The organism is Nitrospira sp. NS4, from assembly GCF_049546785.1.
Classification (GTDB): Bacteria; Nitrospirota; Nitrospiria; order Nitrospirales; family Nitrospiraceae; genus Nitrospira_D.
This window is the reverse complement of sequence record NZ_JBMWAN010000001.1, coordinates 227,571-253,897: the sequence shown is the minus strand read 5'-3', so window position 1 is coordinate 253,897 and position 26,327 is coordinate 227,571. Positions and strand designations below refer to the sequence as shown.

The 26,327-nt window shown below is 60.6% G+C and carries 21 protein-coding genes; 14 read left to right on the top strand and 7 right to left on the bottom strand.

What is annotated here, in order from left to right:
• Complete coding sequence (glgX, locus tag ACO9S2_RS01160) at positions 1-2,148, bottom strand: glycogen debranching protein GlgX (protein WP_423719924.1); 2,148 nt, start codon at positions 2,146-2,148, stop codon at positions 1-3.
• Between the two features lie 182 nt (positions 2,149-2,330).
• Between glgX and treZ the strand changes: the two genes are divergently transcribed.
• The 5 genes from treZ (at position 2,331) to ACO9S2_RS01135 (ending at position 10,432) form a co-directional block, all read left to right on the top strand.
• On the top strand, positions 2,331-4,226 hold the full coding sequence (gene treZ / locus ACO9S2_RS01155) for a malto-oligosyltrehalose trehalohydrolase (protein WP_423719923.1): 1,896 nt from the start codon (positions 2,331-2,333) through the stop codon (positions 4,224-4,226).
• 143 nt (positions 4,227-4,369) lie between these two features.
• Positions 4,370-5,635: a glucose-1-phosphate adenylyltransferase gene (gene glgC, locus ACO9S2_RS01150; protein WP_423719922.1), complete on the top strand. Its 1,266-nt coding sequence runs from the start codon at positions 4,370-4,372 to the stop codon at positions 5,633-5,635.
• A complete protein-coding gene (treY, locus tag ACO9S2_RS01145; RefSeq protein WP_423719921.1) occupies positions 5,632-8,526 on the top strand; it encodes a malto-oligosyltrehalose synthase in 2,895 nt (964 codons plus the stop codon). The genes glgC and treY overlap by 4 nt, the downstream gene beginning before the upstream one ends.
• On the top strand, positions 8,523-9,197 hold the full coding sequence (locus ACO9S2_RS01140) for a DUF5752 family protein (protein ID WP_423719920.1): 675 nt from the start codon (positions 8,523-8,525) through the stop codon (positions 9,195-9,197). The genes treY and ACO9S2_RS01140 overlap by 4 nt, the downstream gene beginning before the upstream one ends.
• A gap of 26 nt (positions 9,198-9,223) precedes the next feature.
• On the top strand, positions 9,224-10,432 hold the full coding sequence (locus tag ACO9S2_RS01135; protein WP_423719919.1) for a glycosyltransferase: 1,209 nt from the start codon (positions 9,224-9,226) through the stop codon (positions 10,430-10,432).
• Positions 10,433-10,531: 99 nt separating this feature from the next.
• On the opposite strand, the gene ACO9S2_RS01130 is transcribed toward ACO9S2_RS01135, so the two are convergent.
• The 6 genes from ACO9S2_RS01130 to rtcA all read right to left on the bottom strand — a co-directional run bounded on the left by ACO9S2_RS01130 (position 10,532) and on the right by rtcA (position 18,218).
• On the bottom strand, positions 10,532-10,885 hold the full coding sequence (locus ACO9S2_RS01130; protein ID WP_423719918.1) for a VOC family protein: 354 nt from the start codon (positions 10,883-10,885) through the stop codon (positions 10,532-10,534).
• Between the two features lie 37 nt (positions 10,886-10,922).
• A complete protein-coding gene (locus ACO9S2_RS01125; RefSeq protein ID WP_423719917.1) occupies positions 10,923-15,176 on the bottom strand; it encodes an acyl-CoA dehydratase activase in 4,254 nt (1,417 codons plus the stop codon).
• Positions 15,177-15,299: 123 nt separating this feature from the next.
• The gene (locus tag ACO9S2_RS01120; protein WP_423719916.1) at positions 15,300-15,575 is read right to left on the bottom strand and encodes a DUF2934 domain-containing protein; all 276 of its coding nucleotides are present in this window, start codon (positions 15,573-15,575) and stop codon (positions 15,300-15,302) included.
• Between the two features lie 357 nt (positions 15,576-15,932).
• A complete protein-coding gene (locus tag ACO9S2_RS01115) occupies positions 15,933-16,631 on the bottom strand; it encodes a DUF1614 domain-containing protein (RefSeq protein ID WP_423719915.1) in 699 nt (232 codons plus the stop codon).
• Positions 16,628-17,140: a Mut7-C RNAse domain-containing protein gene (locus tag ACO9S2_RS01110; protein ID WP_423719914.1), complete on the bottom strand. Its 513-nt coding sequence runs from the start codon at positions 17,138-17,140 to the stop codon at positions 16,628-16,630. Before ACO9S2_RS01110 ends, ACO9S2_RS01115 begins: the two co-directional genes overlap by 4 nt.
• A gap of 16 nt (positions 17,141-17,156) precedes the next feature.
• Positions 17,157-18,218 carry an RNA 3'-terminal phosphate cyclase gene (gene rtcA, locus ACO9S2_RS01105; RefSeq protein WP_423719913.1) on the bottom strand — a complete coding sequence of 354 codons (1,062 nt, stop codon included), beginning with the start codon at positions 18,216-18,218 and terminating at the stop codon, positions 17,157-17,159.
• A gap of 92 nt (positions 18,219-18,310) precedes the next feature.
• On the opposite strand from rtcA, the gene amrS reads away from it, so the two are divergent.
• The 9 genes from amrS to ACO9S2_RS01060 all read left to right on the top strand — a co-directional run bounded on the left by amrS (position 18,311) and on the right by ACO9S2_RS01060 (position 26,214).
• Positions 18,311-19,405: an AmmeMemoRadiSam system radical SAM enzyme gene (gene amrS / locus ACO9S2_RS01100; RefSeq protein WP_423719912.1), complete on the top strand. Its 1,095-nt coding sequence runs from the start codon at positions 18,311-18,313 to the stop codon at positions 19,403-19,405.
• Between the two features lie 872 nt (positions 19,406-20,277).
• The gene (locus tag ACO9S2_RS01095; RefSeq protein WP_423719911.1) at positions 20,278-20,844 is read left to right on the top strand and encodes a cohesin domain-containing protein; all 567 of its coding nucleotides are present in this window, start codon (positions 20,278-20,280) and stop codon (positions 20,842-20,844) included.
• Positions 20,845-21,116: 272 nt separating this feature from the next.
• Positions 21,117-21,407 (top strand): hypothetical protein, encoded by a 291-nt coding sequence (locus ACO9S2_RS01090; protein WP_423719910.1) that lies wholly within the window; start codon positions 21,117-21,119, stop codon positions 21,405-21,407.
• A 32-nt stretch (positions 21,408-21,439) separates the two neighbouring features.
• Complete coding sequence (locus tag ACO9S2_RS01085; RefSeq protein WP_423719909.1) at positions 21,440-22,000, top strand: DUF1566 domain-containing protein; 561 nt, start codon at positions 21,440-21,442, stop codon at positions 21,998-22,000.
• A gap of 212 nt (positions 22,001-22,212) precedes the next feature.
• Positions 22,213-22,785: a DUF1566 domain-containing protein gene (locus ACO9S2_RS01080; RefSeq protein ID WP_423719908.1), complete on the top strand. Its 573-nt coding sequence runs from the start codon at positions 22,213-22,215 to the stop codon at positions 22,783-22,785.
• Positions 22,786-23,051: 266 nt separating this feature from the next.
• The gene (locus ACO9S2_RS01075; protein WP_423719907.1) at positions 23,052-23,543 is read left to right on the top strand and encodes a DUF1566 domain-containing protein; all 492 of its coding nucleotides are present in this window, start codon (positions 23,052-23,054) and stop codon (positions 23,541-23,543) included.
• A 219-nt stretch (positions 23,544-23,762) separates the two neighbouring features.
• Positions 23,763-24,323 (top strand): DUF1566 domain-containing protein, encoded by a 561-nt coding sequence (locus tag ACO9S2_RS01070; RefSeq protein WP_423719906.1) that lies wholly within the window; start codon positions 23,763-23,765, stop codon positions 24,321-24,323.
• A 67-nt stretch (positions 24,324-24,390) separates the two neighbouring features.
• Entirely contained in the window at positions 24,391-24,963 is a 573-nt protein-coding gene (locus tag ACO9S2_RS01065) for a DUF1566 domain-containing protein (protein ID WP_423719905.1), read from the top strand.
• 525 nt (positions 24,964-25,488) lie between these two features.
• Entirely contained in the window at positions 25,489-26,214 is a 726-nt protein-coding gene (locus ACO9S2_RS01060) for a BON domain-containing protein (protein WP_423719904.1), read from the top strand.
• Positions 26,215-26,327 lie beyond the last annotated feature (113 nt).

Genomic DNA, 26,327 nt, shown 5'->3' with positions numbered 1-26,327 from the left:
TTACTCGCGCAGGCGGAGCACGGCCAGCGCGCGCGCGTTGAGCTCATACCGGTCCCCGCCTTTCAAAAGGAGGGCTTCCCTGGAAGGCTGGAGCTTCGTCGAGGTGTCGAACAGCCATTCCCAGCGGACGCCCCGCTTATGGGCCGGGAGCGTGAAGGTGAGCGGAAGGTGATGGGCATTGAGGAGGATGAGGAGCGTGTCGTCCGTGATCGGGCGCCCTTTTTCGTCCGTTTCGGCGATGGCGTCGCCGGCTAGGCGAAGCGCCAGCGACTTCGCGTAGCCGGCGTTCCAATCCTCATCGGTCATTTCTTTCCCGTCCGGCCGGAACCACGACACGTCTTTCACTTCGGAGCCTCGGAGGCGGCGCCCCTGAAAAAATCTCCGGCGCCGCAGCACCGGGTGCCGTTTTCGAAATGCGATCAATTGCTTCACGAACGCGAGAAAAGCGCGCTGGTTGCGATCGAGGGTCCAATTGAACCAGCTGAGTTCATTGTCCTGGCAGTAGGCATTGTTGTTGCCCTCTTGAGTCCGGCTCAACTCATCCCCCCCGCAGATCATGGGAACGCCTTGCGACAGGAACAAGATTGCCATGAAGTTCCGCTTCTGGCGTTCCCGCAGCTCGGCGATCGCCGGATCGTCCGTCGGTCCCTCCACGCCGCAATTCCAGCTGGCGTTGTCGTCTGTGCCGTCGCGGTTGTCCTCCCCGTTGGCCTTGTTATGCTTGTCGTTGTACGAGACGAGATCCTGAAGCGTGAAGCCGTCGTGGGCCGTGATGAAGTTGACGCTGGCGAAGGGGCGTCGCCCGCTCGTGCTGTACAGATCGCTGCTCCCGGTCAGGCGGTAGCCCAGTTCGGCGACTTGTCCGCCGTCGCCTTTCGCATAGCGACGGATGGTGTCCCGGTATTTGCCGTTCCATTCCGCCCAGCCCACCGGAAAGTTGCCGACCTGGTAGCCCCCCTCGCCGATGTCCCACGGCTCCGCGATCAACTTCACCTGGGACAGGATCGGATCTTGATGAAGAATGTCGAAAAAAGCGCTCAGCCGGTCGACGGCGTGGAACTCCCGCGCCAGCGCGGAGGCGAGATCGAAGCGAAACCCGTCCACATGCATCTCCGTCACCCAGTAGCGCAAGCTGTCCATAATGAGCTGCAAGGTCCTGGGATGGGTGACGTTGAGCGTGTTGCCGCATCCCGTGTAATCCACGTGATAGCGCTTGTTCTCCGGCGTGAGCCGATAGTACGAGGCATTGTCCACACCCCGAAACGACAGGGTCGGTCCGAGATGATTCCCTTCCGCCGTATGGTTGTAGACGACATCGAGAATGACTTCGATCCCTGCGCTGTGCAGCGTCTTGACCATGGTTTTGAATTCCCGCACATGGCGGCCGCGAACAGGGGAGGTCGCATACCGGATATCGGGCGCGAAAAAGCCGATGGTGTTGTACCCCCAATAGTTCGTCAGCCCGCGATCGTGCAGGTCCTTGTCGCGAACGAACTGGTGGATCGGCAGAAGCTCCACCGCGGTGACACCCAGGTCGAGCAGATGGTCGATGACGGCGGGCGTGGTGAGCGCAGAGTAGGTGCCTCGCATGTGTTCCGGCACGTCGGGGTGCCGGGCCGTAAATCCTTTGACATGCACTTCATAGATGATCGTCTTATCCCAGGAGGTTTTGAGCAGGTGGTCGCCTCCCCAGGTAAAGGCCTGGTCGATGACGACGCACTTGGGGATGTTGCCGGCATTGTCTCTCGTATCGAACGACAGATCGGCCTTGGGATCACCGATTCGATATCCGAACATGGCATCGGACCACTCGATGACGCCGGCGATGGATTTGGCGTAGGGATCGATCAGCAGTTTGTTCGGGTTGAAGCGATGTCCGGCCTCCGGCGCATAGGGGCCGTGCACGCGGTAGCCGTAATGTTGACCCGGCCACAGACCCGGGAGGTAGACGTGCCAGACTTGATCGGTCTGTTCCTCCATTCGAATGCGCGCCGATTCCCGCTGAGCGTCGGCCCTGTCGAAGAGGCACAACTCGACGGCGGTGGCGTTTTCAGAAAAAATCGCGAAGTTCACGCCCTCGCCGTCCCACGTTGCGCCAAGCGGATAAGGGCGTCCCGGCCACGTTCGCACTGTGGTTCCCTCCGTCATTCCATTCCGGCAGCGGCGACGCATGGTCTCTTGTCGCGGCCGCAAGCCGGGAGCAGAGTACCTATAGCTTCCTCTGCGCTCAGGCGCAAGTGCGACAACCGAAATTCGACGCAGTGATTGCACCCCTCTGGCATAGGGGCGCGCCTTCTGGCAGACTGGGCTCCCAAGGGACGGTGAGGGGAATGGCTTCGCGCAGAACCGGAGAATGGCGGCTGAGTCTTGGCGCCCGGCTTGACGGCCCATCGACAACGCACTTTCGCGTCTGGGCTCCTCGTGCCGACAGGGTTGCGGTTCATCTCGTCGAGCCGGACATGCCGCCGGTCCCGATGGAACCGCGGGAGTTCGGCTACTTCGAGGCGACCGTGCCCGGGGTGGGGGGCGGGGCGCGTTACCAGTTTCTGCTGGACGGCGAAAAGGCGCGACCGGACCCGGCAGCCCGGTTTCAACCTGAGGGCGTACACAAGCCTTCGGCCGTCGTCGATCCCCATGCATTTCACTGGACGGATGAGACATGGCGGGGACTGTCTCTCAAGGACTTCATCATTTACGAGCTTCACACCGGAACGTTCACTCCCGAAGGGACGTTTGACGCGATCATTCCGCGTCTGAAGTACCTCAGGCAGGAAGTGGGCATGACCGCCATCGAACTGATGCCGGTCGCGCAATTTCCGGGAAAGCGCAACTGGGGTTACGACGGGGTTCACCCGTTTGCGCCGCAAGCCAGTTATGGCGGGCCGGAGGGACTCAAGAGGCTCGTGGATGCCTGCCACCGGGAGGGGCTCGCGGTCATTCTCGACGTCGTCTACAACCACCTGGGTCCGGAGGGCAATTATCTCGGAGATTTCGGCCCGTATTTCACGGACCGGTATCGGACTCCATGGGGCGCCGCGATCAATTACGATGGGCCGGAAAGCGACGAAGTCCGGCACTTTGTGATCAGCAACGCCTTGTATTGGGTGACCGAGTACCATATCGACGCGCTGCGCTTGGACTCGATTCACGGCATTTTTGATTTCAGCGCCAGACATATTCTGCAGGAACTGGCGGACGCGGTCCATGGCGAGGCTGAGCGGGCCGGTCGCACGATCTCCGTGATAGCGGAAAGCGACCTGAATGACGCGCGGGTCATCTGTCCTCCCGCGATGGGAGGGTTCGGACTCGACGGACAGTGGAACGACGATTTCCATCACGCCTTGCGCGTCACGCTGACGGGGGAACGAAAGGGCTACTACCAGGACTTTGACGGACTCGTGGATCTGGCTGCCGCGCTCCGGGACGGATTTGTCTATCAAGGACGGCGGTCGGCCTATCGCCGCCGTCGACACGGCAATTCTTCGCGGGCCTGTTCCTCGTCGCAGTTCGTCGTGTTCGCCCAGAATCATGATCAGGTCGGAAACCGCGCGTTGGGAGATCGATTGAGCACGCAGATTCCGTTCGACGCCCTGAAGGTCGCTACCGCGCTCGTGCTGCTGTCCCCGAACATACCGCTCCTCTTCATGGGCGAGGAGTACGGTGAAACGGCTCCGTTTCAATACTTCATTGAACACGGGGACCCGCAGCTGATCGAGGCGGTCCGGCAGGGCCGGCGAAGGGAATTCTCGCACTTTGGGTGGAAAGAGGAAGACATTCCGGACCCTCAGGATGTCGCGACCTTCGAGCGGTCGCGCCTCCGGCCGGGAACCGGGGATGATCCGCAGCGGGCGGCGATGCTCCGCTGGACCAACATGCTGATCACACTCAGAAGGGGCATCGCCTCGCTTGGCGCCGAAGACTCCGGGAAGATGCGCCACCTGACCTGGCACGAGGAGGCGGAACAGGTGTTGATGATGCATCGTCAGGGGCCGGATGGGCCGGAGGCTCTCCTGGTACTGGGGTTCAATAACAGGCCGGTCACGGTCACCATTCACAAGCCGCAGGGGGAATGGAATCTTCGTCTGGATTCTACCTCAAGCGATTTCGCCGGGTCGGGGCAGGCAACGATGCCGCGCCGGTTGATCGTCGATGAGAGCGGGGTTGCGCTCTCTGTTCCTCAGTTCTCCGCATTCCTTTATCTACGATCGGCCTCCGGATTTGAATGAGGAGTAAGACCGGCCGATCCTGTTAGGGGAGTGGTGCTCAGCGGGGATTGGACGATGCGGAAATATTGCGTCGGCGTAGGGCCTCGACGCATGTGCCTCGGACAGGATATGGTCATGACTCATCGAGGAGAAGGGGCTGAGCGATGATTGAACCAAAATCCAGACAGCGGATTCTCGCCATCATCATGGCCGGGGGAAAAGGAGAGCGCCTGATGCCGTTGACCGAGCTGCGCAGCAAGCCGGCCGTCCCGTTCGGAGGCAAGTACCGCATCGTTGATTTCGTGCTGAGCAATTTTCTCAATTCCGGCATCATGGCCATGTACGTGCTGGTGCAATATCGGTCGCAATCGTTGATCGAGCATCTTCGTCGGGCCTGGCGGATCGGCGGGCGGATCAAAGAGAATTTCATTACGGTCGTTCCGCCCCAGATGAAGGCGCGCGGGGGCTGGTACGAGGGGACGGCGGACGCGGTGTATCACAACCTCAATTTGATTCAGGATTTTGCTCCAGATCTGGTGGCGGTCTTCGGGGCCGACCACATTTACCGCATGGATATCGGGCAGATGATCCAGTTTCATCTGGAGCACGCGGCTGATGTGACCGTGGCGGCCAGGCCCGTGCCTCTGCATGCGGCGAAGGGGTTCGGCATTATCGATGTCGATCGGGAAGGGCGGATCGTCGGATTCGATGAAAAGCCCAAGCAGCCTAAACCCATGCCTGACGATCCCGGGCAGGCCTTCTCCTCCATGGGCAATTACCTGTTCAAGACCGACGTGCTGTTGCGCTCGCTGGAGCAGGATGCTTCGCGGCCCGGTTCCCATGATTTCGGCCGCGAGATCATTCCTCGCCTGCTCGCAACGCATCGTGTCCAGGCATACAACTTTCTCGACAACCGGGTCCCCGGTTTGAAACACTATGAAGAACGTGGGTATTGGCGGGACGTGGGGACTTTGGATTCGTACTGGCAGTCCCATTTGGATCTTCTCGGAGAGGCGCCGGTTTTCGATTTGAGGAATCCGTCCTGGCCGATTCTGACCGATACCTTCGACGGTCCGACCGCCAGCATGGTCCGCTCCCGCATCGACGACGCGATGGTGGGGCAGGGGAGCCAGGTGATTGAAGCCGACATCCGGCGGTCCGTGATCGGACGGAACGTGTACATCGAGGCCGGGGCCCATATCGAGGAATGCGTGATCCTCGACGGCGTCCGGATCGGCTCCAAGGCGAAGCTCAAGCGCGTCATTGCCGATCGATTCAACGTGATTCCGGACGGGACGGAACTCGGGTGGGACCAGGCCGCCGACAGGAAGCGGTTCCAGGTCACCAGGAGCGGACTCGTGGTGCTCCCGCGAGGGCCATCGATCGGCGAACGCCCCATGCGCTCGCAGCCAGACGGGAGCGTCATGTGACTCGACCGGACAGTATGCCGCCCTGCCCCAGCGCAACCTATCGGGTGCAATTCAACCGGCAGTTCACGTTTGCCGATGCTGCCGGGATCGTTCCCTACCTGCACGCGTTGGGCGTGACGGACTGTTACGCCTCTCCCTATCTCCGGGCGGTGCCGGGCAGCATGCACGGCTACGACATCATCGATCCCACCGTCCTGAACCCGGAGTTGGGAACCGACGAAGAGTACCACGAGTTCGTCCGGACGCTCCAAGCGCATGACATGGGGCACATTCTCGATGTGGTGCCGAACCACATGGGCATCGGGCAATCGGCCAACGCATGGTGGCTGGACGTCCTGGAGAACGGCCCCGGTTCCCGCTTCGCCAACCTGTTCGATATCGACTGGCATCCGCTCAAACGGGAACTGGAGAACAAGGTCCTCCTGCCGATCCTCGGCGATCTCTACGGCACCGTGCTGGAGAAGCAGGAGATCGCTCTGGCCTATGAGGACGGCCGGTTCGTGATCCGGTACTATGACCACCGCCTTCCGGTCGCGCCGAAATCGTCGGCCATGGTGCTTGGTTACCGAATCGACGAACTCATCGATCGGGCCGGGACTCCGTCCCCGTCGGTGCAGGAACTGCAAAGCATCATTACGGCCCTGAGAAATCTTCCTTCCCGCACGGAGATCGAGCCCCCGCGGGTTGAGGAGCGGAACCGGGAAAAAGAAATCGTCCGGCAGCGGCTCGCGAGGCTGGTCCTGGACAGCCCGGTCATCGCCGGCTTTCTCGAGAACAATATCCGGGTTTTCAACGGAACCAAGGGAGAGCCGCGGAGTTTCGACCTGCTGGATGCCTTGCTGAACGACCAGGTGTACCGGCTGGCCTACTGGGGGGTGGCGGCGGAGGAAATCAATTACCGGCGGTTCTTCGACATCAACGAGCTGGCCGCGATTCGCATGGAAGACGATGCGGTGATGCAGGCCTCCCACACACTCGTGTTCCGGCTCGTGAAGGAAGGCTGTGTCACCGGGTTGCGCATCGATCACGTGGACGGACTGACCGACCCCGGTCGCTATCTCCGTCAGTGGCAGGTCTGGGCGCAACGGGAGTTGGGGCGGCCCCTGTTCCTCGTGGTCGAGAAGATCCTCGGAAAGCATGAACCGCTGCCCAGGACCTGGCCCGTCTCCGGCACGACGGGTTATGACTTCCTGAACCTGGTCAACGGCCTCTTTGTGCAAACGGCCAACGAGCGGGCGATGGATGATTTCTACGCCCGCTTCATCGGCCGGCGCATCTCCGTTGACGACCTGGTCTATGAGTCGAAGAAATTGATCATGCAGGCCTCGATGGCCAGCGAAATCAACGTCCTCGGGCACCAGTTGAATCTGCTCTCCGAGCGCGACCGCCGGTCGCGCGACTTCACGCTGAACAGCCTCACGAACGCCATTCGCGAGATCATCGCCTGCTTCCCGGTGTACCGGACCTATGTCACGGAAGATCCCGAGCCTCTGCTGGAGCGCGACCGCGCCTACATCCGTCTCGCCGTGGCCAGGGCCAAGCGCAGGAACCCCGCGTTGAGCGGGCTGGTTTTCGACTTCGTCCGGTCCTTGCTGCTGAAGGAATGGGATGAACGGACTCAGCAGGATCGTCGTGATCAGCTTCAGTTCGTAATGAAGTTCCAGCAGATGACGAGTCCCGTCATCGCCAAGGGGATCGAGGACACGACCTTCTACCGCTATTACCGGCTGACGTCGTTGAACGAGGTCGGGGGGGATCCCCAGCAATTCGGCGTGCCGCTTGCGGCCTTTCATGCCCGCATGCGGAAGCGCCAGGCCTCTTGGCCGTGCTCTCTCTCGGCGACGTCCACGCACGACACCAAACGGAGCGAGGATGCGCGGGCGCGGATCGATGTCCTGTCGGAAATTCCACGGGAGTGGAAGGCGCATGTGACTCGCTGGGCGAAACTGAACCAGAAGCAGAAAGTCGATGTGGAGGGGCAACTCGTCCCCGATCGGAACGAAGAGTATCTGCTGTATCAGACGCTCATCGGGATCTGGCCTCTGTCGCCGCTCGACGATGCGCAATATGACGCGTTCCGAAACCGGATCCAGGGGTACATGAGCAAGGCGTTGAAGGAAGCGAAGTTCCATACCAGTTGGGTCAATCAGGATCAGACCTATGAGGGAGGGGTGCGACAATTCGTCGAGGCGATCCTCGATCGCGCCAGACCCAATCCCTTTCTTGACGACTTTCTCCCGTTTCAAGAGCGGGTCGCCCGTGCCGGCTTATGGAATTCGCTCTCTCAGGTCCTGCTGAAGGCGACGGCTCCCGGCATCCCGGATTTCTATCAGGGCTCTGAACTGTGGGATTTCAGCGTCGTGGATCCGGATAACCGTCGCCCGGTCGACTATGAGAGGAGGGCGTCCATGCTGGCCGATCTCCGGCGCGCGCTCGCGGATGCCGGGCTGGACCTTCTGCCTCTGGTCCGTGCCCTCCTTGATCGACCCGCGGACGGAAGAATCAAGCTGTACACCACCATGATGGCCCTGCACTATCGGCGGGCGCACCGCCCCCTCTTTCAAAGCGGAGAGTACATCCCTCTCGACGGGCAGGGAAGCAGGCAGGAACATCTCTGCGCCTTCGCCCGCTTGCGTGAGGAGCAGGCCACCGTCACCGTCGTGCCGCGGCTTGTGGCCTCGCTGACGGAGGACTCGAGCAGGCCCCCGGTCGGTTCGACCACATGGGGGGACACCCTGGTGGTGGTCCCCTCCTGGCGGCCGGGTTCTCCGTACCGCAATCTCTTCACGGGCGAGACGTGGGAGTCCCGGACCGTCGGGGAACGGCAGATGCTGCCGGTGGCGGAAGTGTTGAAGGAATATCCTGTCGCTCTGCTGGAGCGCTTGACATGAAAGATCGAGACAAACGAGCCTCCTCCCCTTTCCGTTTCGTCAGTTGCATGGAACTCCGTGAGGTGTTGGGGAAGGAGGCGATGGACGAGCAACGTTTGCTGGAACTCATCGAAGAGGTACCAGGGGACAGCATCTACTACCACACTCACAGTTATTACCTCCGGCATCCCTATGCCCAGCGGCTGTTCCCGAACGACTTTGCGACGTGGGTCACGCTCTTTGCTCAGGATCGAAAGCTCGGTGAGCGTCTGGGCGTTCTGGACCCGTTTGAATTTGAAGACATCGAACAGCTTCGCGGCGAAATCGTCTCGATCATCGGGGATCATTTGAGCCAATTGGGTTTCGTGCCGCGTTCAGCCGCGAATGAACCCTTCGAGTTTGTACGGTCACACATCATCGAGTCGGACCTTGACTTGGAAGCCCGGACCCTGCGCGATTTTCGGAACGCCCTGGCGCAAGTTGAAGTGGGAGCGATTTATAACCATGTGTGCGAAGCGCGCATGAGAAAGGGGCGGCTGACGGGAGATTTTGCCTGTTGGCTGGCCGCGGACGAGGGGCTCGACATGCCGGATCTGGCGGCTCAGGTGGCAAAGGTCGGCCGGCTCGGACTCAATCTCGAAGGCATTCGGGAGCATATCGTTCGTCTCTGTGATCGAACCCTGGCGTCCTGATCGACGCCGTATTCGGAGGAAACGCCGTGGGAAGTCTGCTGGACCAGTACCGCGAGGTCGCCCCGCCGGGAACGGTCGAATTCTTGAAGCGTCTCGGCCGTTTGGTCGAAGGAAAGCGCATGCTGCACGTGAATTCGACGCGGTATGGCGGCGGCGTCGCCGAGATCCTCCATCGTTTAATCCCTCTGCTCGAGGAAATCGGGGTCCACGCACGCTGGGAGGTGATGACCGGCTCCGAGCCGTTCTACCGGACGACCAAGAGCTTCCATAATGCCTTGCAGGGGATGAAACAGCATCTCACTGCTGACATGTACGATGCATACCTAGAGTGCAATCGGGAGAACGCCAAACGGATAAACCTCGAGGCGGATGTCGCCATGATTCACGATCCGCAGCCGGCGGCGTTGATCGATGCGCGCCCCCGGGGTGCCAAGTGGATCTGGCGCTGTCATATCGACATCTCCACCCCGCAGCGGACGGTGTGGCAGTTCCTGCGCCCGTACGTGGTCCGGTACGACGCGGCGGTCGTTTCTTTGCCCAAGTTTTCCCAGCGACTGCCGATTCCTCAGTTTCTGGTCTATCCCTCCATCGATCCGCTGAGCGACAAGAACCGCGAGCTGACAAGGGAGGAAATCCATCAGATCCTTGATCGCTTGGGGGTGCCCCGAGACAAGCCGATTCTGCTCCAGGTCTCACGATTCGACCGGTTTAAGGATCCCGTGGGCGTCGTGCAAGCCTACCGCATGGTCAAAAAGAGTCATGATTGCCGGCTGGTGCTGGCCGGCGGCACCGCGACGGATGATCCGGAGGGAGCTCAAGTGCTCGCGGAGGTCCAGGAGGCGGTCGGGACTGATCCTGACGTGCACATCCTCCTCCTCCCGCCGACCGCACACATCGAGATCAATGCCCTTCAGCGCGCGGCGACGATCGTGTTACAGAAATCGATTCGGGAAGGGTTCGGTCTGACGGTGGCGGAAGCGCTCTGGAAGGGCAAGCCCGTGATCGGCGGGGCGACCGGTGGGATTATGATTCAGATCATTCCCGGCCAGACCGGCTACACGGTCTATTCACCGGAAGGCGCGGCCTTTTATATCAGGCGCCTTCTCAACGAGCCTGACAGACTTGCCGTTATGGGCCGGCAGGCCAAAGAGTATGCCCGGCACCGCTTCCTCATCACCAGGCACGTACAGGATTATCTGGGCTTGATCCTTCACCTGGCTCGTCAGGCCGCCTGACGGGCGCCGGAGAAAACGGCGGGCGGAGATTGGGTGCGGTCCATGCCGGGGGTGTCAGCAAGAGGGAAGGGAGCAATCAGTCTTACGCCGCTCGCCTCCTCATGATTTCCGCTTGTGGATGGTGATGTGGTTGCCGTCCTGGTCCTCGATCACCGCCATGCGGCAGACCGGTGTGTCGAACGGTTCCGTGACGAAGGATACAGCCCGTTCCTTCATCTTGTGCGCAAAGGCTTCGAAGTCCGAGACTTCAAACGCCACGATGGCGCCTTTGGCCCCCGGCGTATGACCCGTCTCCGTCGTTGTAATGGCGAAGGTCGCGCCGCCAAGGTCATATTCCACCCAGACATCCTGATAGTGGTAGCTCACATGCAGGCCGAGCACATGCTCGTAGAAAGCTCTCGCCCGTTCCATGTTCGAGACCGGATAGACGGTGAATGCGATGGACGTGATCATGAGAGGATTCCTTCCGTGAAATTGAGCCAGTTGCGTCTCATGCTGGTGTTACATGGTTTCTGGCTGCATGGTCGAGCACCTGTTGGATGTGCACGTCCACCTGCCTGAGCACGGAGGGGGACACGGCATAGCCGTCGCTCTCGTAGGTGAGTATGGGCATCCCTTGCTCGATGCTGAGCGGTTTGAGAATGGCTTCTGAAATCCGGTAGGGGAGACAGTTGAACGGCCCGATGACGAGCATGCCGTCGTATCCCTCGCGTGCCGCTTCCATCCCCCTGCCGACCGTCGGGAGGAGTTCCCCATAAATGGCCGGCGAGACATGTTCGGCGCCCTTTTCGAAAATCGTTGAGACCGCATTGGGACCGGCCACCAGCAGCCCGGTCTCGCGAAAGAGCGCGCGGTACTGTTCCTCTTCATGCTTCAAGGTCTGGTAGCTCATCCACTGCTGAATGTACTCTTTCCCCTCCGGCTGGAACATCCTCGTGCAGGCCTTGGCCAGGGCCATGCCGCCCGGTTTCATGCCCCAGGTACCGGCCGTTTCCACCATCGGGTGATAGGCGATATAGAGAAACAGCTCGCTCAGATCCACCGGCTTGAGGATGATACCCCGTTCGGCATAGAGGTCGCGTACGCCATCCATGAAAAAGGAACTGAAGCGGGTGAAGAAGTCGCCGGCCACGATGACGCGCGGGCAGGTGCGCGGGTCTTTGTTGCGCGGCAGGTGCGCCAGGCGCTCCACGAATGCAGGCAGCGTGGTTTGGAACTCGTCGAGCGAGCGGGCTTCCTGAGCGAACCGCTCCCATTCGTTCCGCAGTTGCTCGAGCGCGCCCGCTTCTCCGACGACGCGGAGCACATGATCCATCTCCACCAGAATGTCCGCGAGGATGATCGCCGGCGACATATGTTTCGCCAGCACCTCTTTATCGAAGCCGAGGAAGTCGTTATCCGGCTGGGGATTGAAGAGGAACAAATCAGTCAGCCGTTGTTCGGCGAGGAACCGTTCAAAATACCCCATGTAGGCGTCGCTGACGCAGGGCGCCCCGCCCTGGAGCATGTAGAACCCTGCGATTTCACCGGCCTGGCGATGTTCATGGATCTGGAGCAGTTGACCGATGCAGATCGGCAAGGGGAGGCATTCGCGACCCGAGGTATGTTGGAGCCCCTTGTCGAGCTGGGTTCGGTCCAGCGGGATGACCTGGCCGGGGTGGAGCCCGAGCCACCCGGCTCCCATGGCAAAGGCCCTGGTGTGGTAGGGGGAGAAGTTCGGAAAGTACACCTTGACCCGCGGGTCGGTGAGCGGCACCGACTCGCCGTTCGAGCGGAGGACCCGGCCCCCGGCAACGACCCGGCAGGGGGCAAAGGGGCGCGCGGCCACGGTTTGCACGTCCCGATAATTGTGGATGATGTCCAGAAACGCTTCCAGTCTGGTTTGGACGCCGGCATCGGCGGTATGTGCGTCGATCTCGAGGACGAGATAGGGTTTCGATCCCAACTCAGCGGCGAGCATGGAGTGGGTGAATGCGTCGATCGTGCAGCTGAAATTGCTGACGCTCAGCAGGAACAAGTTGGCATGCTGCTTCGCGATGCCGACCGCGTTCAAGATCATGTTGGCAAAGTGCCAGGATGTCGGCCCCTCACCACCCTGCATCAAACAGTCGGCCGGGATGACGGCCACTCCCATGCTGGAGAGTTTCTTGCCCACGGATTGCGAGGCCTCCGGAGTGAAGGCGTTATAGCTGTGGCCGGCGAGCAGGATGGCCGGCTTGCCCCCCGCGAGGGCCTCCTCAAGCGCCTGTTTGCCGAGCTCGCGGAGGGTCCGCTCGGCATCCGTCTGAGCCTGCACGGCGGCGTCCCACGCGCTGACGGCCACCTCGCGCCCGATACCCAGTTCCGCGACGGCCATATCGACCAGGGCGGTGCAGCTTTCGTAGCCGTTGATGAATTCCAGCACCGGGGAGAGCAAGCGGCGATCGGGAAACGCTTTCGCCAGGAAATAGGGCCCGGCCTGCGTGATCGGACAGAGGTACGAGTCTTTGCACTGGTTCGGATGGGGCATGCGCACCACGTGCGGGATGAAGATCAGGCCCACGTCTTTCTTGACCAGATCCAGGACGGCCCCGTGCGCAATCTGCGCGGGGAAGCAGAATCCCGAATAGGACGTGAGGTCGCCACGGGGATCCACATCGGACAGCACGACCTCCATGCCGAGCCGGGAAAAGAACGTCGAGTAGAGCGGAAACAGCGAGTGCGTCGTCAGGGCTCTGGGAATGCCGATGCGCGTGCCGCTTGCCACCGTTGTGCCGTTGGAACGGCCCAGGGACTCCCGCACAAACGCCTTCGCGCTTTCATAGGCTGGTCCCACGCCCCAGTGCTGGCGTTCCACCCGCTCATGCTTTGGCGTGGCGGCGGGCCTGGGCGGGGTGATCTGGAAAAGCACCTCGGCTCGTTTCTCAACCAGGTCGCGCGCCGCGGCGGTCCGGGCCTTTCGCTTCCAGACGTTCTCGTAGAGGCTGCAGCGGCCCCCGAAGGGAAACCGGCGTCCGGCGACCTCGAACCGGTCGATGCTGCAGTACATCTTGCAGGCGCCACAGGTGAAGCGGCCGACACGTTGCATCTCCGGTGCGCCGAGAGCGAGGAGTTCGACCGTGTGGCCGAGCACCGCATCAGACCGCTTCAGGGCAAGGAGTCCGACCCCCAGCGCGCCGAGCAATTCCGGGCTGGGCGGGATCACGACCTGGCGGCCGACGCTGTGGGCGAAGGCGTAGCCGACGGCGCGGTTCAGCGCGACGCCGCCTTGCAGAAACACTTTCTTTCCCACGTAGCGCGGTCCTTTGACGCGATTCAGATAGTTGCTCGCAATGGCATAGACCAGTCCCGCGATGATGTTGTCGCGGGGATGGCCCTGTTGCTGGGCGAGCCGGATATCGGAATTGATGAAGGCGGCGCAGGTCGCCTTGAAGTGCACCGGGGATGACGCGGCCAGCGCCTGGTCGGCGATGTCCGAGACGGTGATGCCGAGGTCGCTGTGGGCGCTCTCTTCCAGGAAGGAGCCCGTGCCGGCCGAACAGGCGTTATTCATCGCATAGTCGATGGGCACGCCGTTGCGCAGATAGATATACTTGGAGTCCTGCCCGCCGATCTCGAAAATCGTGTCCACGTCCGGATCGAAGTGGGTCGCGCCCGCCGCATGGGCCGAGATCTCGTTGTACACATGCTCGGTGCCAAGGTAGGCGCCGGCGAGCTCACGGGCCGATCCGGTGGTGCCGATCAACCCGATCGGGCGATTGCCGACCTGCTCGATGAGCGCCTGGAGGCACTCACGGGTGGCTGCCACGGGATTCCCTTTGGTGCGTCCGTAATAGGAGGCCACCACGGCCTGCGTTGCGGGGTCGAGCAAAATGGCTTTGGTCGTCGTGGATCCTGCATCCACTCCCAGGACCAGCGGTCCGGCAGGAGGAGCCTGTAGGGGCGGGGCGGCGATCACTTGCACCCGGTCGCCATAGAGATGGAGCGGGGGCAGGCGGCCCAGGCCCGGCTGCGCGGCAATTTTGGGAGAGGTTTCGCTGGGTGAGTCCTTGACGAGCAGGGCGGTGCCCCAGGCTTCAAACCAGGGACTTTCCGGCAGCACCACAAATTCCGTGGCCGGGAGTTTGGCGCGCAATGCCGCCAGCATCGCGTCATTGCGCGTCACGCCGCCGATCAAGAGGACTCGTTTCAGATCGCGCGAGCCTTTCTCCAGCAACGCAATCACTTTGTTGGACATGCTGTCGTGCAGTGTGTGGAGAATATCTTCGGGCGTGGCTTCGTTGCGGTTTAGTTTGTGGGTGATGTCGGATTTGCAATGCACGGAGCAGCGTGACGCCAGCGGCACGACTTTGCCGCTGAAGGACCGCTGGATCGCTTCCTCCATGCCCAGGCCCATTCGCCCGATCTGCTGCACGAAAAATTCGCCGCTGCCCGCCGCGCATTTATTGTGGGACACCACATTGGTGATTCTTCCGTCTATGAGGAGGTACACCAGGAAGGATTCCCCGCCGAGCGAGGCTACCGCATCAAACTTGCCCTCCACCTCTCGGAGCGCCCGTTGAACCGCAGCAACTTCTGATACATGTCCGAGCTGGCCGGACACGCCGAAATATTCCGCATCGGCGAACTCCGGACGGGCGAGCACCTCGTGGAGGATTTCCAGCGGCCGGCCTTGATGGGCCAGTAAGATGGCGCTCCGGCTTTCGCCCCTGAGAGACGCCACCTTGACTGTGAGAGCGCCGATATTCACGCCTACGTATGACATGAGAGATCCTCCAGGAACCGGAGTTGTGTCGCTGGCTGAGCTCGTTTCATCGCGAGAGCAGACGGCACGGGAAAACGATCACGTAGACGCTCGCCGGAAAGAGCGGAACGAGAGACCCATTCCTCAGACCGGCGGGATCTGGCTGAGTATGTCCCGCTCCGCTTCCAGCCAATCATCGAGCGAACACCCCTGTCGGTAGCCCCGCTCGCAGTAGAGCTCATAGGCCCGCTTTGCAATAAGCGCTTGCAGGTCCTCGCATGGCGACACCCGTTGAGGCCTGTGGACGGCGGTGGATGTCGCCGCCCGCGCAGGCTTGCTCGTGGCTGCTGTCTTGGCCGGCTTGCTTGCGGGTGCCTGCGGCTTGGTCTTTTTTGTCTGGCGTGAAGGTTCTACGTTCATGGCGTGGTCATCCTCCTGTAAGCGTTCGGCTGTGTGTTGCCCATTCCCTGAAGATTAAGTCCATGAAATGGGATTGTTGAGACCAGGTCACGATCAGGTGAAGGCTTTCAACCTCATCATGAGGATGGGCCCGTACTCATTCTTCTTCAGCCGGTGTATGAGCAATGATCATGCCTTGCTGTTGACTATCGAAGAGGCAGGAAAGAGGCCTGTTATGTTGAAAAATGTACCATCGAGCGACCACCACGTCGGCTTGTCACTGTCGCATTCTTACACAATCGGTTGAAGGTCGATGGGGCAATCCGCTTCGGACGAGGAGGCAGAGCCTTCACTGTGTGCAGGAGGAAAAACTCCGAATCACGCCAGATACGCGGCGACGATTCCGGAGAGGACGATTCCGTCGAACGTACCCGCTCCGCCGATGCTGGCGATGCCGGTCGAGATTTTTGACACGTCGCGAAGGTGGAGCAGATCCGCGCCGATGAGCGGGCCGAGGACGCCGGCGACGAAGGCGACCGGAGGGGCCTGGTCCGGCACCAAGAGCAAGGCGCTCATGGCAGCTATCAGCGGAGGAAGGAGACCGGGCATGGCAATGCCGATCCCTTCAATCGGCTTGGCCATCCGGTAGCACAGCACGGTGTTGAAGAAGATTGCCAGGAGCAATCCGGAGAGCGATTGCCAGCCGGCTGCCATCAGGTGGAATACTTCATAGCAAGCCAGCGCAACCGGAATCACGCAGCCTCCGACATTGACGGCGATGATCGTCTCCCGGCGTACGCGCATGGTCGAGGGCCACCAACCGGATAAGCCGAACACGGCCAGCGGGTCTGCCAGCATCGATTCCGTTCGGGGAATCCGCTTCACCGGGATGTTGATCGGGCTGCCGAGGAAGATCCCGATCACCAGGAGCAGGGCGGTCGTCGGAGCGAGGTTGAGTTTGATCAAGGCCACTGCAAACAGTTGACCGAACACAAACGGGAGCATCGCCAGCAAGACCAGGAAGAGCAGGAGCGGCAATACGATCGGGATGCCCGGCGGTGTCTTGTCGTTATTCATGGCTGCTGGTCCAAGGAGCGCTCCCTGATGGCGGTGAGACGGCGGTCGAGATTCTGCCAGTGGGTGCCGGGCCAAAAGACCCGGCGACAGCGGGGACACTGGAGAAACTCTTCATACTGCTGTGCGACGAAAGGAGGGACGATCGGGGCGGCGTCGGCATGTCGAATGGAGGTAAGGACAACATTGCAGCATGCACAGCGATACGCTCGTTGGTGAGTCAGGTCAAGGTCAATCTTGAGTTCCCGGTGCAGTTGGTGCAGTTGGCCTTCGACATCATCGCTGACGATGAGCGTGTGACGACTGCGGACGAGTTTGCGCAGCGCCAGGCGCCGATCGCGCGTGAGCAGCCACCGGTTTTCCCGCACGGTTTGCTCGATCAATGCCTCGTCCGTGATCACCTTCTCGTAGGCTGTGTCGTAGCCGAGGATGCGCAGCCAGCGGGCCAGGCGACCAAGCATGGCGTCGGCCATGAATCGAATGACCGGCGGATCGGGCTGGGGCATGTTCATAGAGAGGAGCGCCCTCCTAACTCCCTGTGCGATCACGATTTGGCCGGAAGGCGACCCCGTGAATCGTGAGCCGCTGGCCGTCGATGGTGACCTGAGCGCCAAGGAACAGCTCCGCCAGCCAGGCGCTGGTCAGGATGTGATCGGTCATGCCCGGTATGACGAGACGGCTTTCGCCTTCTGCCAGGGCCGCGAAGGGAATGATCTGGTCCGCGGCGAACCGGTCCACAGTCGCTCCGGTCGCGAGATCGTCAAGCAATTGTCCGGCGGCGTGTTTGCCGATGGACTCCGCGCTGCGTCGCAACGCACCGGCCCGGTCCGCTCCGAGTCGCACGGCCCCTTCTCGATCGGCAAAAATCGCCAGTGCGGCGCCCCGTTGAGGCGACAGGGTATCATGACGGATCTCGATCTCAGCCGCATAGCCGGATTCTTCGAGCCGCTCTTGTGCGGCCTCCGCCATCCGCCGGCTCACGTGGCGTTCCTCCAGATGCGAGGAGAGCGCGATCCCCCACAAGCGTCTCACCGGGCCTGCTTCCTCCCTGATGAGGGGCTTAAATGGCTTGCTGAGCGGTGAGACTGTGAGGCGGAGTATGCCGTCGCCGCGGGGCACGTAGCCGGGGCGCACGATCTCGACTCCCGCAGAGAGGCCCATGCTTCCAAGCATCGGGAGCAGCACATGCTGGAGATGAAAGACGGACGGAGCAAAATCCTGGAAGAGGCCGCCGCGCAATTCGACACAGACCGGTGCCCTCGCAAAAGCCAGCACCGGGAGGATGCCGAGGCCCAGCATGGTCGTCGAGCCGGCCGAGCCGATGTCCCAATGGTAGTGGCGTCCGGTTTTGAGTGGGCCGGGTTGGAACGTGAATTCCTGCGACCCTTGCGTGAGCCCCTCCGTCCGACCGTTGACGAGTTCGGCGATAGCTTCTACGACGCGGAGGTGCTGGGGACGCAACCCCGGCTTCTCCCGCTTCGCGCGGGCATTGATGACGTAAATGGCCCGGCCGGTCAGGGCGGAGAAGGCGACCGCCTGCCTGACGATCGAACCACTGCCGGAATAGCGGGAACCGTCAATCGTCAACATGGCTCGACCATTCAGGGAAAGAAGCGTTCACGCGGGATAGGATGTGATTGGTATAATGCTCGCACACCGCCGTGATCTCAAGGGAGCCTGTCATGATCTCAGCACAACCGTCGGCGAGCGTGCCGACGAAATATTGGCATCAACTGAAAGACGGACGCATCCAGTGCGATCTCTGTCCGCGCTATTGCGCGCTTCATGAAGGGCAACGGGGGTTCTGCTTTGTACGGGTGCGGCAGCAGGGTCAGATTGTGCTCACGACCTATGGGCGATCGAGCGGGTTTTGCGTCGATCCGATCGAAAAGAAACCGCTGAATCATTTTCTTCCCGGCACCTCGGTGCTTTCCTTCGGTACCGCAGGGTGCAACCTCTCCTGCAAGTTCTGTCAGAACTGGGATATGAGCAAGTCGCGGGAGATGGATACGCTGGCGGATGAAGCCTCGCCGGAGACGATTTCGCGCGCCGCTGTGGATTTGGGGTGCCGGTCAGTGGCCTACACCTACAATGATCCGGTCATCTTTCATGAGTATGCCATTGATGTGGCGCAGGCCTGCCGCCAGCATGGCATCAAATCCGTGGCCGTCACGGCTGGATATGTCTGCGATGAGCCCAGGGAAGAGTTTTATCGCCACATGGATGCGGCGAATGTGGATCTGAAGGGATTTACCGAGCGCTTCTACAAACAGGTCTGTGGCGGGAGCCTGCAACCGGTCCTGGACACGCTGGTCTACATCAAACATCACACGAAGGTGTGGCTGGAAATCACGACTCTGGTCATCCCGGGTGAAAACGACTCCGAGGCCGAGCTCGAACGGCTCACCCAGTGGGTGGTGGAGCATCTTGGCCCGGACGTGCCGATCCATTTCAGCGGCTTTCATCCGGACTATAAGCTGCTCAACGTCCCATCCACTCCGGCGAGCACGTTGACGAAGGCGCGCAGGATTGCCATGAAGAACGGCATCCGGTACGCCTATACCGGCAATGTGCAGGACGAAGAGGGGGGCAGCACCTATTGCCATCATTGCCGTGAACATCTGATCGGGCGGGATTGGTATGAGCTGAATGAGTGGAATGTGACGGCAGACGGGTGCTGTCGATTCTGTCTCAAGCCCTGCGCCGGTGTCTTCGAATCGCAACCAGGACGCTGGGGCGCCAGGCGGCGGCCTGTGTTGTTAAAGCAGGCTCACTGAGGAATGTCAGTGGGAGCCTCGCGCGGATGGTGAACGTGATCGCCTGCTCTGTTGCGCCTGCTCCGATGTAATCTCCGCCTGGGGGGCGAAGCTCCTCGGCAGTTGAAGGGATACCATCATATTTAGAAAGTGCCACTAATCGGCACAATACGTGTGTGCCTCGCTGAGAATACCCGCTGCAGGCGAAGCGGAGCTTTCCCTCATCGAGTCGTGTATCTCTCATGACCTGCGCCGATAAAGGACAAGGGCGCTGCCCGGCTTTCAGAGTGATGCCCGGCAAAGAAATTGCTCGTGAGCGACCGTGCCTACGACAGTGATGGGCTCGATGGAGACCCTAGGCACGATGGAGTGGACATGATTGTGTCGTCCTGGTTCCCTGGATATTCAAGAACCTAGATGGCCGTTCATTCCGCCGCTCTCAACGGCGAGGACTTCTTGCCTGGTTACAATGGAAGCAGTGTGTACTTGTCCGCTGTGAGTATTACCCAGCCAACTGTCGGGACCGTGTTTAACTCGCATTCATCACGATGTTGCTCAAGCGATTGCGAAATAGGTTCGAGCGTTCCCTGAAAAGCTTCCATGTGGGCGGCTACGTAGCATGGATCGTCTTCTGACGCATGGGGCAAACCACGTATTGCTCGTCTCCTGTATTGCGTATTCAATGGCACCTCAATCGATTCGTCGAAAGGGCTGCATTTAAAGCCGGATGGCAGAACCGGTAACTGCTCATTCCCGGTTCGAGGTAATCCTTTCACCTGGCATCCGTGAACGGAGGGGAGGTTTGTCTGTGTACACGTACCCACACCTTGTTGAGGTGCCCATGCTGTCCTGGTGATTCGGAAGATCGTCATCCCTCGCAAAGGAGATTCGTGATGAAGTGGAAGGTCTGCAGTGTCATCGTCGGACTGGCTCTGCTGCTCATCCCTCAACAGGGGCATGCGCTGTCGCTGGGGGTGGGCAGCGCCGCCTTCGACGTAGGGAACACGTTTTCTGTCGGGGTGTTTGTGACCGATGCTGTTGACCTCACCTCGTGGCAATTCGACCTGCGCTACGATCCCACCATCCTCCAGGCGAACTTCGTCACGGAAGGACCGTTCCTCTCGTCTGCCGGCGCCACACTCTTCGTCCCCGGCGTCATTGATAACACGACCGGCCTCATCAGTCTGGTGGCGGGGTCCTTCGTGGACCTCACGCCCCCATCCGGGAGCGGCGTGCTGGCCCGTGTCGAGTTCACTACCTTGAGCCTGGGAGTCTCGGCATTGGAACTCGACAACGCCTTTCTCAACTTCGGTGACAGCGGGTTTACCACGACGACCGGCCTCGTCACCGTCAGGACGGCCGGCGTGCCGGAGCCAAACACCGCTGTGTTGCTGAGCCTCGGAGGACTGCTGTTCTGGGCGGTGCAACGATGGAACCGAACCAGATGTGCGATCATCTAACGATCAGACGCCCGGCCGGCAGGAGGAACCGCCTCCTTGTGCTCCTGCTGCTCTGCCTGAGCGGGTGCGGCAGTCCCCCGTCGGATGGGCCGGCTGGAGGACAGGCGACCGGTGCGGCACAAAGCGCGGCGCCCTCGACCGTGAGCGGCATGCCTACGCCTGGAGAGGCCCAGCGGTCGGATCCGAGGCCGGGAAACTCTTTCCCGGCTCAACCCGCTCAAACCGTTTCTTCCAGGGCCCCCAACTCTCAGACAACGAATAATCCCACCTCCTTGCGTTCTCCTGACGACCGCGCTCAGGCCGAACAGGCAGCACGCCAGGCTCGTGAGTCCTGGTACGCCGAAGCCCGTGAACACCCGGATGCCACGGTGAGGCTCCAGGCGATCGAGCAGTGGGCTCAGCAGCCGGGCGAGTCGATCGATGTCCTCACTCAAGCACTGGTGGACGGCGACGAGCAAGTGCGCGCGCGAGCGCAAGAGCTGTGGGAGCAACAACTCGCGCGAGAGGTGGTAGCGGGGTTGCCCAGGCCAGACGACACGTCAGCCCAACAAGTAGAACGGTAGCCATTCACATTCTCACCATGAGGAGGTAACTCATGCGGAAAGAGATGCGATGCAGAGGATTCATCGTTGGACTCCTGTCACTGGGCTTGTTCTTTGTGGCGGCCCTGGCGGCTGGCTCGGCCCAGGCCCAAACTACCAGGCCAGGACCCTATTATGCCACGCCGTCGTGGGATCAGACGCTGCCTGCTGCCAGGCGGTTTATCATTCTCTCAAACTTCAATAGCGAGGCGGTCTTGGATCAGGAAACCGGCCTGGTCTGGGAGAGGTCTCCCAGGGACAGCTCTTATTCAGGAGTGGCGGGAGATGAATCGTGCACGGGGGGCCCGATCGCTGGGCGTTACGGCTGGCGGCTACCGTCGGTGCACGAACTGGCGAGCCTGCTAGACCCCGCCAACCATGATCCGGCCCTTCCCACGGGCCATCCGTTTATCAACGTCAAGCTGGCTCCCTACTGGTCGGCGACAAAGGATGTGTTTGTTCATACCGATGGGTGGGTCGTGGACTTCAGGAATGGCACAGTGAGCTCGGTGGCTCTACTTGAAGAAGCCCAGCATTGGTGTGTGCGCGGGGAGATCAATGCGGGCCAGTTTTGAGGTTTAGGGCCACACCATGCGAGTGGCGAGGCCCACAATGACGCGCTGGTAGCTGATTGCGAATGGCCTGACGGGCAACAGCTTCTAGCGGCTAGATCACCGTCATCAGCGGTGGGCAACTAACGAGACCGATGAGCTGAACATACACCACCCATGCCGTCCTTCGGGTCTCATCCCTTGGGACGCCCCACATGACCAGAGGAGGTCCCATCATGCAAAAGAGCATGCTCCGAAGAGGATGTATCCTCTCACTCCTATTACTAGGCTTGTTCCTTGTGGCAGCCCTGGCGGCCGGCCCAGCCCCAGCCCAGACCACCAAGCCGGGGCCCTATTACGCCATACCCTCGTGGGATCAGACGCTGCCGGAGCCCAGGCGGTTTATCATTCTCTCAAACTTTAACGGCGAAGCGGTCTTGGATCGGGAAACCGGCCTGGTCTGGGAGAAGACACCCATCTCCAGCTTGTTTCCCTTGAGAAACGCGCGGGCGGAGTGTACGAGCCACACAACCGGGGGACGGAAAGGCTGGCGGGTCCCGTCGGTGCACGAACTGGCAAGCCTAGTAGACCCCGCCAACCATGATCCGGCCTTGCCCACCGGCCATCCATTTACCAACGTCCAGCTAGATGTTGCCTACTGGTCGGGTACATTCCAACAGTTTTTAGGTAGTGTCGACGTGTGGGGTGTGTACTTCTCCGGTAGTGGCAGTGTACCCGGCTTCTTCGCTTATACCAGCCCGCTCCACGTGTGGTGTGTGCGCGGAGGCATGTACCGGGAAACATATTGAGGATTCGCTGAGTGGACGGATGTCCTCGCCCAAGCACTGGTGGACAGCAACGAGCAAGTGCGCGCCCGAGCGCAAGAGCTGTGGGAGCAACAACTCGCACGAGAGACGGCAGCGGCGGCATCCGGCCAAGGGGGCACATCAGAACAACAAGCAGAACGGTAGCCATTCATATTCTCACCATGAGGAGGGGACTCATGCGGAAAGAAATGTGATGCAGAAGATTTGTCGTCGGACTCCTATCACTGGGCTTGCTCGCCGAGGTGGCTATGACGCCCAGCCTCACGCAGGCCGAAACGATCGCGCCGGGACCCTATTATGCCATGCCGTCGTGGGATCAGACGCTGCCGGCGGCGACGCGGTTTATTGTCTTGTCGAACTTCAACAGCGAGGCGGTGTTGGATCGAGAGACTGGGCTGTTGTGGGAACGGTCGCCGAGTGGCACTACATCTTGGAGCGAAGCATTTACTGTTTGTGCCCAACGCGAGGTTGGCGGGCGCAAAGGCTGGCACTTGCCGATGATAGAGCAACTGTCCAGCTTGGTAGACTCAAGTGGCATCAATGGTCTACCTGTCGGTAACCCCTTCCAAAATATTACTATGAACGACTATTTGTCGGCGACCACTGTCGCATTTAATCAGGATGCCGCATGGGTGGTGGAGTTCTCAAATAAAGGCCATGTCTCCGCGGAGATCAAAGTCAACGGTGGAGCTGTTTGGTGTGTCCGTGGCGGTCAAAGCTTTGATGGTCTCACTCCCTAAGGCAGTATTGGTCGGCGACAAGGCGCGCGGACGATCCGACCCGCGTGTGGGGCGTGACATTCGAAAATGGCCAGATTACCTACCTTAAAAAGATCAACGCCCTCGCAAGTCTTTGGTGTGTGCGCGGCCCAATGAACGCGGATGCGTACTGAGGAGGTGGGCGCTCTGAGTGATTTGAGCAGTCAGGTTCCTCAACCTTTCATGATCAGGAGGTCCAGTATGCAGAACACAGTGCGAGTGCCAGGATTCATAAGGGGATTTCTGTCCCTGGGCTTACTCGCCGTGGTGGCCCTGGCAGCCAGTCCGGCTCAGGCGGCCACGTCGAACGGGCCGTACTATGCCGAACCGGCTTGGGACCAGAAGCTTGACGCGGCCACGCGGTTCGTCGTCTTGTCGAACTGGAATAGCCAAGCGGTCTTGGACCGGGAGACGGGGCTCGTGTGGGAACGCGAGCCGCATTCGATGGCAAATTCTTTTTGGAGCAGTGCGCTCGGGCTCTGCGCGAACCACACGACTGGCGGACGCAAGGGCTGGCGGCTCCCTTCGATATTTGAACTGGCGAGCCTGGTTGATCCCTCCGTCATATTCCCCTCCCTCCCGGCGAGCCATCCCTTTATCAACATCCAGCCGACCTTATATTGGTCGGCGACGACGGCCACAGACCTTTCGACCGACGCGTGGTTCGTGAACTTTGCCAATGGCCTCCTGAGCCATGAGGCTAAGGGCCTTGCCCACCCTTTCTGGTGCGTGCGCGGGGGCATGAACGCCGATGCATACTGAGGCGATGGGTGCTGGGAGTGTGTTGATCAGTCAGGTTTCTCATTCCTTCATGATCAGGAGGTGCCGCATGCAGATGATTAGGCGACGCAGAGGCTTCATCATTGGAGTTCTGTCTCTGGGCTTACTCGCTGGGGTAGCCCTGACGGCCAGCCCGGCCCAGGCGGTCACGTCGAACGGGCCGTACTATGCCGAACCGGCATGGGACCAGAAGCTGGACGCGGCCATGCGGTTCGTTGTCTTATCGAACTGGAACAACGAGGCGGTCTTGGACCGGGAAACAGGCCTCGTGTGGGAACAGGCGCCGAATCCGACCCAACAAATATGGGATAGATCCATTAACCAATGCCTCTTTAGTAGAGTCGGGGGGCGGATGGGCTGGCGCCTGCCGTCCATATCAGAACTGGCGAGTTTGATCGATCCCTCCGTGGCCTCTCCGGGTCCAACCCTCCCGGTGGGGCATCCATTTAGTAATGTCAGTGGACCGGCCAAGCTCTATTGGTCAGCGACGACACGTCCGGATGAACCTCTCGATGCGTTTGCCGCGAGCTTTGAAATTGGCGCTGTCTCCGCCGGTCTTAAGGCTTCCCTCACCTTACGCGCCTGGTGTGTGCGCGGTGGCATGAATGCGGATGCGTATTGAAGGATTAGGTGCTGTGAGTGATTGGGGCATTTGGGCGCCAGAAGTAAGGTAGGTGAGCACGGACCTGTTTCGTGAGAGACAGGTCCGCTATGCATGGTCTTGGGCCAGGCTCAGGGGCAGCGGTCACGTCCTTCATCTTCAAGTGGGTCGAGCGTCTTGTTGCATGGCCAGATCCATTGCTCTGTGGCTCCGCACTCGGGCAGCTAGAGACAAACGTCGGCGCAGGTGACACCCTAGTAATTCCAAATGAATGGGATGACGAGCTGATGAAGAATCCTCCGGCGGCCCACTCAGCACATCCCCTTCTACTGAGACCTATTGCAATCGTGGCATTCTGCGGCAGAGGAACACGGTCAGTGGGGAGTTAGTCTACAGAGTATATTTGCTCTCCGCTCGATCAACAGAGTCTCAATCACATCATCTCCTGAATCTTCAACGGGTTCGCGATACCGCGCGGCATGGCATTGCTGTTGCTGTGTCTGTGGTCGAGAGTCCGGTTCTTGAGGTTATAGAGAGGTACTACTGATGTCAGAGCGAGAGAGAGTCCTCAAAGAGGTCCGTGCCGAATTGGAGCGTGAGCCCCGCATTAATCTGCACAGGTTTCCTGTCAAGATGGAGTTCAGCGACGGTGTGCTCACACTGGAAGGAGAAGCGGAGCATATCGCCGCCAAGAAGCTGTCTATGGAATTAGCGATTGCCGTGTCCGGCGTGACCGGAATCGTGGATCGTCTCCACGTCATGCCCGCTACCCGCATGGGAGACGGGGCCGTCCTGGATGCGGTGCGCGATGCGTTGCTCCAGGAGTCCACACTGATGAATTGTTCGATCCATGTGATTCGCAAGGGGCAGCTTGAACCAGTGCGGGAGGTCACCCACGAACCTCGCGGGGCCATTCGGGTGTCTGTGAACGAGGGAGTCGTGTTACTCGATGACCATGTGACCGGGCTTACGCAGAAGCGCTTGGCCGGTGTTCTCGCCTGGTGGGTGCCTGGCAGTCGCGATGTGATCAACGGGATGGCCGTAGTCCCGGACCTGCCGGATTCGGACGAAGAACTGGCCAAAGCGGTGCGAATCGTTCTGAAGAAAGACCCCTTCGTGAACGGCGATCGTATCCGCGTAGCCGCTCGGCAGTCAGTGGTGACGCTCGAAGGCGATGCCCCCTCTGAACCGCAAAAGAACATGGCGGAATTCGATGCCTGGTATGTGTTTGGTGTCGACAAGGTTGTGAACCGCCTAGAGGTCCGCCCATGAAAGGTTGTGAACCGCCTAGAGGTTTGCACAGGAAATGAGCGAGGACCGAATCGCTCTGCCGAGCAGGGCGAGCCCCGACTGATGGGACGAAGCGATAGAACTGAAGAAAGTGT